This window comes from Bacillus cereus group sp. BfR-BA-01347, assembly GCF_022663835.1.
Lineage (GTDB): Bacteria > Bacillota > Bacilli > Bacillales > Bacillaceae_G > Bacillus_A > Bacillus_A thuringiensis_K.
Genome location: NZ_JAKUGG010000009.1, coordinates 1 through 10,710, shown reverse-complemented (window position 1 = coordinate 10,710; position 10,710 = coordinate 1). Strand labels below are relative to the sequence as shown.

Genomic DNA, 10,710 nt, shown 5'->3' with positions numbered 1-10,710 from the left:
TTTTACTTGGTATAATTCTTGTTTTTATTACTATATCCGTTTAAGAGGAGAATACGATGCAAGGTTTAGTTAATACGCAATATATATGTGATCTCATTCATAGAACGTTTTTTGTACCCGTTTATTTTTTATCTGAGGAGGAAAAAATTTTAGATTATGCTACTTGCTATGATATAAGTAGTCCTTTCTATTCATCTAAAGAGGAGCATTTTCAGAAACTGTACCAAGAAAGTGATTTATTTAATTTTCCACTTTTTAGAGGTAATGATTATCTTGAAAACTTTATCTTTATACGGGTTAAAAATCAGGAAGGGATACAGGGAACGATTGTCATTGGGCCGACTACCTATCCAAAAGTAACAGATGAAATGGCATTCAAATTAATGAAAACATTTCAAGCGAGTAACAAAATACAGGAGGGATTACTCTACTATCAATCCCTACCGGAAGTAAAGAAAATCACGTTACTTCAGATAGGAATTTTCTTGCATTATATGATTTTTAAAGAAAAATTAGATATCGATACCGTGTGGAAAAAAAATAAATTATTAGAAGAGACACCTTATAAAATCATACATCCAGATTTATATATTTCTAATCGTCGGCAAAATAATGTTGGAAATTACAATTTTTCCTTAGAGCGTAAATTTTTTTCACAAATTACAGAAGGAAATAAGGAAAGCGTAATCAAATATGCGTATTCTTTTCCTCAAGAAGATGCAGGAATCACATCTCAAGGAAATCAACTTAGAAACCAAAAGAATAACGGAATTATGGCAATTACCTTAGCTACAAGATATGCGATTGAGGGAAATTTACCAACAGATATCGCCTTTGCACTGAGTGATTTGTATATACTAACTATTGAGCAATTAGATAATATGTATTCTGTTAATCGCTTGATAGAAGATGCCTTATGTACATTTGCGGACCGTGTAAAGGAATACAAAACAAAAAAGTATTCAAATACGATTACGACATGTTTAAATTATATTAACAGAAATATCTATCAAAAGATTTCTCTTAATGCACTTGCTGAACTGTTACATGTGAATCCGACTTACTTATCTGGTTTATTTAAAAAAGAAGTAGGAATCACTTTGAGTCAATACATCCAAAGGGAGAAAATAGAAGAAGCAAAAAAATTACTAACCTTAACCTCCTATTCCTTAACAGATATTTGTCTGTGGCTCAAATTTAATGATCAGAGCTATTTCATCCGGATTTTCAAAAAAATAACGAAGATGACACCAAAACAGTATCGTGAAAAATATACATTAATTTAACGAATTTACCGAAAGAATTCTCCTTCCTCAAGCACGTGAAGGGCGATAGTCCAGCGGTAGGTGGGAGAGGATTTTTCGGTTTAGCATAGCCAAAAACTTTTGATAAACTAGCTATATGAAGTTCTTTGATAACTTGATATAGAAGGTTGCAGGAAGAAAATAGAGTGCGAAAACCAAGCCATTCGGTTCCTGCGTAAAATATCCACCGTATAAAGAGAGCATTCAATCGTTAGACATCTAGGGGTGGAACGCCCCGAAGTAACGCTCAAGGAGACGAAAGGTTACTTTCGTCGTGGAACTGAGAAGCTCCCACTTCAAGCTTTGCTAAGTGGCGAGTAGTTCACTAACTATATATAATAAATATCTACCTTTTTTATTATTCCTTTCTAATGAGTTAATTATTTTAAGAGTACTTGAAAAAGTGCTCTTCTGATTTCATGGATTTCTCCCTTTATCCTAAATAATATCTATTAATTATTTTATTAATATATAACAACCAAGTGTTCGCACTTTAATTCCCATGATGTAAATAAAGTGTGAACACCTGATTATTCATAATATTAACTAATTTAGTTCAACAGTTTCTAAAAAATTTTTAGTTCGAAAAACCATACCTCGAAGCATATGTATTGTTTGTCTTTCGACTTCCAAAATCTCTTTTTGCATAATCAATTCATTACTACTGATAAAATGTACCAATTCACAAATAAATACTAACCACTCTTCTCTCCAAATGCAATCTATACATGTCTGTAAATAAGCTGTTTGCGTTCCGGAAAGTGAATATTCTGTTTTTTCGAAACCTATTTCTCTTTGGTCGCTCCATTTATCTTGGATTGGCCAACTAGCTGTAATTTGTTGCATCATAAACTGAATATCTTCCTTACAAGGTGTTCCTATACCTTGATAAAATTTCAAAAAACTGATTAATATTTCTCTGTCCATTTTTAATTCCCCATTCTGGATTTTTTTAATATATTACCTATGTTCACTATTAAATTTATTTACCGATTTATCGTGATTATATATAATATATCATCTTTTTTTCAATCACCTAAAGAAAATATAATTATTTTTTCCTAAAATAATTAAATAAATATTCACAACCTTCATCTTCCTTATTAGTAAAAATCAACAAGAATTTTTCACCTCTTTATTCTAAATACCTAAATTAAAAAAAGTATATGAAAAACAGGACTTTTTCATATACTTTTTTTAGAGGGTTATTTAATGTTAATATTTTTATTTAATTATGTGATTTCTACATAATTAAATAAAAGAGAGTTAAAATTATAAGTTCACTCCAACATATATGCAAAGGAAGTACCCACATTATTCTTCCGTTTCATATGCTTCTCCAAATAAATTTTTGTTGTTTGGATATTCTCATGCCCTAGCGTTTGCATTAAATGATATAGATCCGCGTTTCCTTGTTCAACTGCCATGATTGCAAAAGCATGACGGAATGTATGCGCCGTCACAGGATTTTCACGATATTGTAGAAACTCTAAATTCGTTTTTTTATCATATCTGTTACCTGATTTGATAACGTTTTTGAATTATAAAAGTTCCCTCTTTGATTTATAAATAAAGGACTTTCATCTCCTCAATCCAATACAGTTTGGAACCCTCTTCTCCTTCTCATTTCACAAATACATTGATACAAATGTTCCGAAATGAAAAGTTCACGCACTTTATCTCCTTTCCCCGTTACTTTTAACCAGTACTTTCCGTCATAGTGTAAATCTTTGACTCTCGCTGTACACAATTCTTGAATTCTTGCACCGGTACTTGCTAGAGCTAGTAAAATTGTATAGTTTACTAAATGCCCTTGCTCTTTATAAAACCCTAAAATTTTTATCACTTCATCATAGGATAAATCCCGATTTGGCCGATCCCTGTTCATTTACATTAGCGCGCTGCAGTTCCTCATGAAGAGGCTTCTCAATATATGAAAAAACTACAACAAAAGAACGAAAAACATTTATTACTAAGATTCAAGACGAGGAGATATATTTATATCAATTATTAACACATCAACATACTAGAAAAAAAGGTAGGGTAATAGAAATCAATGGAGGAGATGGAAAGATTCTTACAGAGGATGAAAAAATTTTCCCATTATCCGCTTATAAAGAGCATAATTATTCCTTTGAACCTTTCCAAAAACAAACTGTAATTACGAAACGAGGATATTTATCTTTTTCATTAAAAAAACCCCAACTATTTAATTCCATCACTTACAATTTAATAAACTTATTTTATAAAGAACTTGGCGTCACAAATATGCGATTGACCATTACATCTGATACTATCAAATTAGAAATTAAACCCTTCATTTTACAAGTAAATCCATTGCAATTCCAAGAAGAGATTAGATACTTACATTCTCATATGAAATCAGGTTCAATACTTCCACATGTAGAAGGGGTTTATTTTAAAAGTAATATAGAACCATTAACTTTTCATGCAGATTATGAATTCAAACAAAAAGTAGTTCAAATGGTCGCAGATGCTGGTATGGGACAGGAAGAATTCTTATTACAAGCTGTAAAATCTTATATAACAAATTTAGAGTAGCAGTGAACTCCCCCACTTCGTATCTCTTACGAGCATAAACGAAAAAAACGCTATTCTTTTTGTAGAAATATACAGAAAGGATGGCGTTTTTTCACCTGAGGGCAATTTAATTTTGTTAGCTTAATAGCGATTTGGTCAGATTTTATCCCAATCATCTCTATCTCTAAGTCACAAATAATTACCTATTCAGTTATCTTGTTCAATAGTAGGTCACACTGCAATTAACCAACTATCATACAACAGTTAATATATTATTTTCAGTCTTTGAATCATATATGTAAGCTCAAGGATGGTTGCAAAAAAATCTTTATTTCAATAATTGAGTAATTGCTGCTTCAAAATCACATTTACCATATCCAGCATCAATAGCTGCTTTCATCTGTTTTTCCATAACTTCACATACACTGATATCAATGTTATTATCCTCTAATGTTTTTATTATCGTTTGGAGCCCATGCGTATGAATATCCAAGGATGCAACGGTAGCATCTTTGAATTTTCCTGTATAGTTTTCTAGATTATCAGGCAAGTGTGTAACAAGTTGGTGCCCCACCACTGGAAGTGCTGTCTTGATATGTTTGCAATACTCAGAGACAGACAAATTGTTTCGTATACAAAGCGCAGAACCTAGCAGGGCAAACCAATAGAAACCAAATTGCAGTGCTGACGTGCTCATCTCAATGATTTCTGCAAAGCGAATGTCTGTCCCCACAAAATGTGGCTGCGAAAGTGCCGCAAGCTGATCTTCAATTTGGTCAAAAGCCTCCTTAGGGCCAGAATATACAAGATATGCCCGATGTGTGCCAATATCGTGAGGATAACAAATAATCACACTTTCAAGAGCAATGGCGCCTTTTTCTTTAATCATTTCCTCAAAGATTTGGGCTTGTTTTGGGGTTGTGGTAGTAGTATTTACAATGATTTTCCCCTTAATATCCTGCGATTTACATTGTTCTATAACCTGCATTGCTATCTTATGGTCTGGTAAGTTTAACAGAATAAAATCGCAATTCAGAGCGTCATCCAATGAAGATTTGAACGTAGCTCCTTCTGCTATAAATGGTTGGGCTGCAGCTGGATTTTTATCGACAATGGTAATATTGTGACCTGCTTTCATAAAGGCACGAATTAGAGCGCTTCCCATTACCCCACAACCAACAACAGTAATTTTTGACATAAGCAACCTCCAATATGATTTATTTAGTCCAACCGGACTAAATAAATCATATTACTCACACCATGCCTCGTCAACAGTTTTTTAGATAATTCGAAAAATTATAATGTGATATTTGTTAGTACAGCATCTATTCTTGATTCGTCTACATTTTCGTAAAGTGAATAAATAAGAAGACCATCGATGATGATTAAAACTGATTCTGCCTTATATACCATGTGGTCACCTTCACTCCGATAAATCTCCTCCAAAACTTGTTTGATGGAACCTCTCCACTCGTTATAAACATTTTTAATTGCAGACCTTATTTCCGCATTGTATTGGCTCATAGTGCTTATTTGCGTGAATGCCCAAGATTGGTTTTGATGATTTATTAAAACCATATCTTTAATGAAATGTTTTACTATCGCTTGTGAACCTTCGTTGAAATTGATGCTATTTTGTTTATATTTTATGTACCAATGCTCAATCTCAGTTTTGTATGAAACAGAAAAAAAATCGATATAAGCGAGTAAAAGCTTCTCTTTTGTATCAAAATAGTAATTTATTTTTGAATGAGCGATTTTGGCCTTTGTTGCGATGTCTCGCATAGAAACCTTTATAAGAGGCTTTTCCTCTAAACATTGCTGGAGTGCATGCAGTATTTCTTGCCGTACCTGTTCTCTGTCAACAATAAGTGGCATACCCTTCCTTCTCCTTTTCTAATTTAATGTGCCTGATATCTTTTTCCAATCGATACCTCAACACATGAAATTATAGCACATTATTGACCTGTTTAATCTTGAGCATTTTTGCTTTTAGGTACCCATCAATCCAAGATTATATAACTTTAATTTCACTAAATTTTTTTCTTCTTTTAAATATCAGTCCGATTTATTTAAAAATAGGAAATTTCCCATCACTATCCACTTAAGAAATTGATTGTTGTCCAAAACGAAAGAATTGAGCCGAATTCTCATGAATAATTGTAAAAATTTAGAATTTCTGTTATGGGGATAATTAAAAATCTTAGGTTGATGGGCATGGGCACCGCTCACATTTTAAACGCACGTATCCAATCCAGAATTTAAATTAAAATTATTATCAAAAAAGTGCAATACTTATAAAGATGTTACTATAAATAAAAAAATTTATATAATAAACTAAATATGTGATGAGGTTACAACTATCACATATTCTCTACGCCTTTCCATGAAAGTTAATCTTTATAGCTTTAAGTTACAATGACCTGTTTTAAAACAACTGCATTAAACAAAAAGTCCCTAATCACTTTATTGAACAATAAAAAACATAACTAATTAACTTATTTTACGCTATCAATATTCATAATTTTCTGTTATTAATTATCGTTATTTCTCCTTATTAAGCTATACCTTGCATGTTCTAACAAAGATGCTCCTTTTATCCGTAAAATATTTCAAGTTTAGAAGGTGATATTATGCATACAGATACTGATATAAAATATCTTTCTTATTTAATACATCAATCATTTTCAGTTCCCGTCCGTTTTATATCTGAAGATTGCAAAACTATGTTCGAATATAGTTCTATTGATATACATAATCCATTTTATCCATGTAAAGAAGCGTACTTAAGTGAACTTTATCAACAAAATGATCCAAATAATTTCCCTATTATCCGTACTAATCCATACCAAGAGCAATTTATTTTAATTCATATGATAGATCATGTATATGGAAAAGGAACTCTCATTATTGGCCCTTCTACATATACAAGCTTATCTAAAAGTACAATAATTAAATTAACAATGGAAGTTCATCCAAGCATCAAAATAGAAGATGGAATAGAAGATGGAATAGCGTATTTTCAGTCTATACCAATAATCAAAAAACTAACTTTAGTTGATATAGGAATTTTATTTCATTACTTACTGTTTAAACAAAAATTAGATATCAGTAATGTCTGGGAACAGAATAAAATATTAAATGAAACGGCTTATCCGTCTCCAAACCCTGATTTGTATATTTCATCAAGAAGACAAAATAGTTTAAACCTGCACGATATAACATTAGAAAAACAATTTTTCACAGCAATTAAAGAAGGAAATAAAGAAAAAGTACTAGAACATATATATGCTTCTTCTCAAGATAAGACTATTACTCTTTCAAAAGTAAGTAAGCTAAGAGACAAAAAAAATCATGGTATTGTTATGATGACTTTAGCTGCCCAATATGCAATTGAAGGAAATCTTCCATCAGAAATCGCTTTTTCACTTAGTACTTTATATATACAAATTCTTGATCAATTAGATAATATAGAATCCGTAGATCGATTAATAGAGGAGGCTTTATGTAAATTTGCCGATCGAGTAAAAGAATACAATACTCATAAGTATTCCAAAACTATAGTTACCTGCTTAGATTATATTTCTAAAAATATTTATAATAAAATCAACTTAAGTATTGTTGCAAAAAGTACAAAGTTAAATGCCAGTTACTTATCTAGTTTATTCAAAAAGGAGGTCGGTATCTCCTTAAGTGAACATATACAAAAAGAACGTGTAGAAGAAGCGAAGAAATTATTGACTTTAACTACATATACTTTAGTTGATATTTGTACATGGTTAAATTTTAATGATCAGAGCTACTTTACAAAAGTATTTAAAAAATTTACGAATATGACACCGAGACAATATCGTGAAAAGTATACTGTATTGTAGCGAAAACTGAAGAGACTCTTTTCTTAGTTAATTATAGCATCATAACTAGGAAAAGAAGTTTTAGTTATAGGTGGTGATTATTTACTTTCTGCTAATTTATTAACAGGACATCTAGATTAGCTAGTATTTATATAAAAAAAGGCTCCATTATTGGAGCACTCAAAATGATATAAATAAACGAATTAAAACAAATAACAGACAATTAAAAGTATATAGATAAAAATCTTAAAAATCTAGTTTAGTACAATATCGCATTTCAACAATATAAGAACCTCTTATAGGACCCAAGTCTACTTTCATAAATTGAATAAAAGTTTCGATTTTTATAGAAACCCACTTTTTTCTTTATATTTCAACTATAGAAAAAATAATTCCCAAAACTCCTCTGTGCTCCCTGAAAATAAATTTCATTAAATTCATGCATATATTCACTTGACACCATGGTTATTTAAGGCAATTATTTACTTATAATAAAAATTATTACAGGAGGATTATTATGGCTATATCCATTGATTTAAAATACGTCTGCCATCTTATACATCAATCATTTTCAATACCAATTCATTTTTTAACTCCAAATAATCATATTTTATTCGAATATAAAAATAAAGGGAATTATAATCCCCTTTACTCTTGCAAAGAGGATCATCTAGATATATCCTCTGAGAAAAATAAACTAGATAACTTTCCTATTCTCAGGACTAATTGTTGTCTAGAAAATTTTATTTTCATTCATATAAATAATCAAGAATCTATAAAAGGAACTTTAATTGTAGGACCCTCTATAGAAAAAAAAATATCACAAGATATGGTTATGCAACTTATTCACATATTTAATTCAGATATTGCCATAAAAGATATCACTGATTACTTTGATTCTGTACCTGTGTATAATAAACTCCTTTTTATTCATATAGGTCTTTTACTGCATTACATAATTTTTAATGAAAAGTTAGATATGCATACTTTTTGGGAAAAAAATAAGATACTAAATGAATCATCTTATCCATCTTTAGACCCTGACATATATATTTCAGCAAAAAGGCAAAATCATTCTAATGAATACAATATAACATTAGAAGAACAGTTTTTCTCAGCTATTACAGAGGGAAATAAAGAAAAGCTCATAAAATACGCCTACTCCTTTCCTCAAGAAGATGCGGGTATATTATCCAAAACAAATCAACTCAGAAACCAAAAAAATAACGGAATTATTGCCATTACGTTAGCTACTCGATATGCAATCAAAGGGAATCTTCTTTCTGAAATTGCCTTTTCACTTAGTGATCTCTATATACAAAAGATTGAACAAATAGATAACATATATGCTGTAAATCGGCTAATTGAAGAGGCTTTATGTACATTTGCAGATTCTGTGAAAGAATATAATGAAAAACAATATTCTAAGAAGATAAATATGTGTTTAGATTATATTGCTAAAAATATTTATAATGATATCACTGTTAATGCTCTTGCAAATTATATACAAATAAATCCGAGCTACCTATCAGATATCTTTAAAAAAGAAGTTGGAATTCCTTTAAAACAGTATATCCAAAGAGAACGAATAGAAGAGGCAAAAAGAATATTAACCTTGACCCAATATCCTGTGTCTACAATTTGCCATATGTTGAATTTCCATGATCAAAGTTATTTTATAAAAGTTTTTAAAAGGTTTACAAGTATAACTCCTAAGCAATATCGTGAAAAACATACTGTACTTTGAATTCCCCCTATTTGCTGGTGCTTTATGTATAAGTTTATTAAGGTATGTTCGTCCCTCCTACTACTTCATATTAAAATTAAATACCTTCTTCGTATAGCTTTTGTATAAGGTTTGATAAAAGAACAAATAAAAAAAGCGTATTTTGAAAAGAATTAATCAAAAGACGCTTTTTCTATTTGTAATGGAATTATCCTTTTATAAAACAGTTTGATAATTTTTTGATCCTTGCTTAATTAAATGGCCCAATTGTGGAACATTAAAAAATTGAATCATTAAGTCGTTTTTTCTAACGGACCTAAAACAACAATAAAAAACTAATATGATTTTCGTTGTGAAAACTCATGCGTTTTGACTTATGAATTCTTTATATAGCGATTGTATTTTACTAAAAAGGACTTTATTTTTTCTTAATGCTAGAGGTCATTCACTTCTAATGTTTCTTTCGCCATCTGCTCATATTCTTTCAAGCCTGAGATAATCGCAAGCTCAGCTATCGCAATAGGGTATGCCGCATTAAGTTCAATGACATGCTCTTTCATAGCTAGCCAGTAAATCCCATCTGCTTGCCGATAATAGTTAATCAGTTTCTCCAAGGCTGCCTCCCCGAATGCCCGGTACTGGAAAACAAAGTCATTTGATACATCCGTTGCTTTTGCTTCGGTCCAGTCGATAAAACCGGTTACGTTAGCATCTTTATCAATCATCGTGTGGCCGGCATGAACATCCCCATGAATCAGACCTGTTCTCTGAGGCCACAATTCCTCGTTTTTTACCCAGGCCTGCCAGCGGTTCCATAAGGATTCGCCTACACCAAACTTCGCTTTAACTTTTTCCATACGCTCAATCATCGATTCTCTTACCTCTTCTGCTTCCTGGACAAACAGGCCTACTTTAAGAGCCTCTGCTTTTGGAACTATGTGTAGCGAAGCCAATGCTTTGGCTAATGACTGGTGAAATTGCTCAGGTACATTTTTATAATCCATCTCCCACACATAGTTTTGAATCTCTGGGTCAATCGTGCCTGCTGGCACTCCAGTTAATTTTTTATAAGCTATTAGATCATCCTCTTGAACTACCCCCACTTTCACTTCGGTTAGAAGTGAGGGATTCCTAAGTAAAGAGTTCTATCGAACTCTAATTGATTAGGCTATCTCCGCAGTCCTTGCGGTTAGAAGCCTTATCGCTTCATTCTTTAGATTGATACTTGCGTTAATATCCCTATCATGGTGTGTACGACAAGAAGGACAGTCCCATTCACGTAGGT

7 protein-coding genes and 3 pseudogenes are annotated in these 10,710 nt (G+C 31.5%); 4 read left to right on the top strand and 6 right to left on the bottom strand.

Annotated features, from left to right (window positions below; translation table 11 throughout):
- The first annotated feature begins 56 nt into the window (after positions 1-56).
- Positions 57-1,286, top strand: a complete 1,230-nt coding sequence (locus MR143_RS15045; protein WP_242280820.1) for a helix-turn-helix domain-containing protein — start codon at positions 57-59, stop codon at positions 1,284-1,286.
- Positions 1,287-1,850: 564 nt separating this feature from the next.
- Here the strand turns inward: MR143_RS15045 and MR143_RS15040 are convergent.
- Both MR143_RS15040 and MR143_RS15035 read right to left on the bottom strand, forming a co-directional pair.
- Positions 1,851-2,231, bottom strand: a complete 381-nt coding sequence (locus MR143_RS15040) for a hypothetical protein (RefSeq protein ID WP_242280819.1) — start codon at positions 2,229-2,231, stop codon at positions 1,851-1,853.
- Between the two features lie 353 nt (positions 2,232-2,584).
- A pseudogene (locus MR143_RS15035) lies at positions 2,585-3,250 on the bottom strand (tyrosine-type recombinase/integrase); the annotation flags it as partial.
- Between MR143_RS15035 and MR143_RS15030 the strand changes: the two are divergent.
- Positions 3,237-3,866 (top strand): annotated as a pseudogene (locus tag MR143_RS15030) (helix-turn-helix domain-containing protein); the annotation flags it as partial. The pseudogenes MR143_RS15035 and MR143_RS15030 sit on opposite strands and share 14 nt — an antisense overlap.
- Before the next feature lie 307 nt (positions 3,867-4,173).
- On the opposite strand, the gene MR143_RS15025 reads toward MR143_RS15030, so the two are convergent.
- The gene (locus MR143_RS15025; protein WP_210627644.1) at positions 4,174-5,043 is read right to left on the bottom strand and encodes an NAD(P)-binding domain-containing protein; all 870 of its coding nucleotides are present in this window, start codon (positions 5,041-5,043) and stop codon (positions 4,174-4,176) included.
- A 98-nt stretch (positions 5,044-5,141) separates the two neighbouring features.
- Positions 5,142-5,723, bottom strand: coding sequence for a TetR/AcrR family transcriptional regulator (locus tag MR143_RS15020; RefSeq protein ID WP_210627643.1), 582 nt, complete (start codon positions 5,721-5,723; stop codon positions 5,142-5,144).
- Between the two features lie 755 nt (positions 5,724-6,478).
- Here MR143_RS15020 and MR143_RS15015 point away from each other — a divergent pair.
- Both MR143_RS15015 and MR143_RS15010 read left to right on the top strand, forming a co-directional pair.
- On the top strand, positions 6,479-7,720 hold the full coding sequence (locus MR143_RS15015; RefSeq protein WP_242280818.1) for a helix-turn-helix domain-containing protein: 1,242 nt from the start codon (positions 6,479-6,481) through the stop codon (positions 7,718-7,720).
- Positions 7,721-8,216: 496 nt separating this feature from the next.
- A complete protein-coding gene (locus MR143_RS15010; protein ID WP_242280817.1) occupies positions 8,217-9,446 on the top strand; it encodes a helix-turn-helix domain-containing protein in 1,230 nt (409 codons plus the stop codon).
- A 413-nt stretch (positions 9,447-9,859) separates the two neighbouring features.
- On the opposite strand, the pseudogene MR143_RS15005 reads toward MR143_RS15010, so the two are convergent.
- Together MR143_RS15005 and MR143_RS15000 are read right to left on the bottom strand one after the other, a co-directional pair.
- Positions 9,860-10,522: pseudogene (locus MR143_RS15005) on the bottom strand (macrolide 2'-phosphotransferase); the annotation flags it as partial.
- 66 nt (positions 10,523-10,588) lie between these two features.
- Positions 10,589-10,710 (bottom strand): transposase (locus tag MR143_RS15000; RefSeq protein WP_242280859.1); only part of this gene is annotated, 122 nt, incomplete at its 5' end.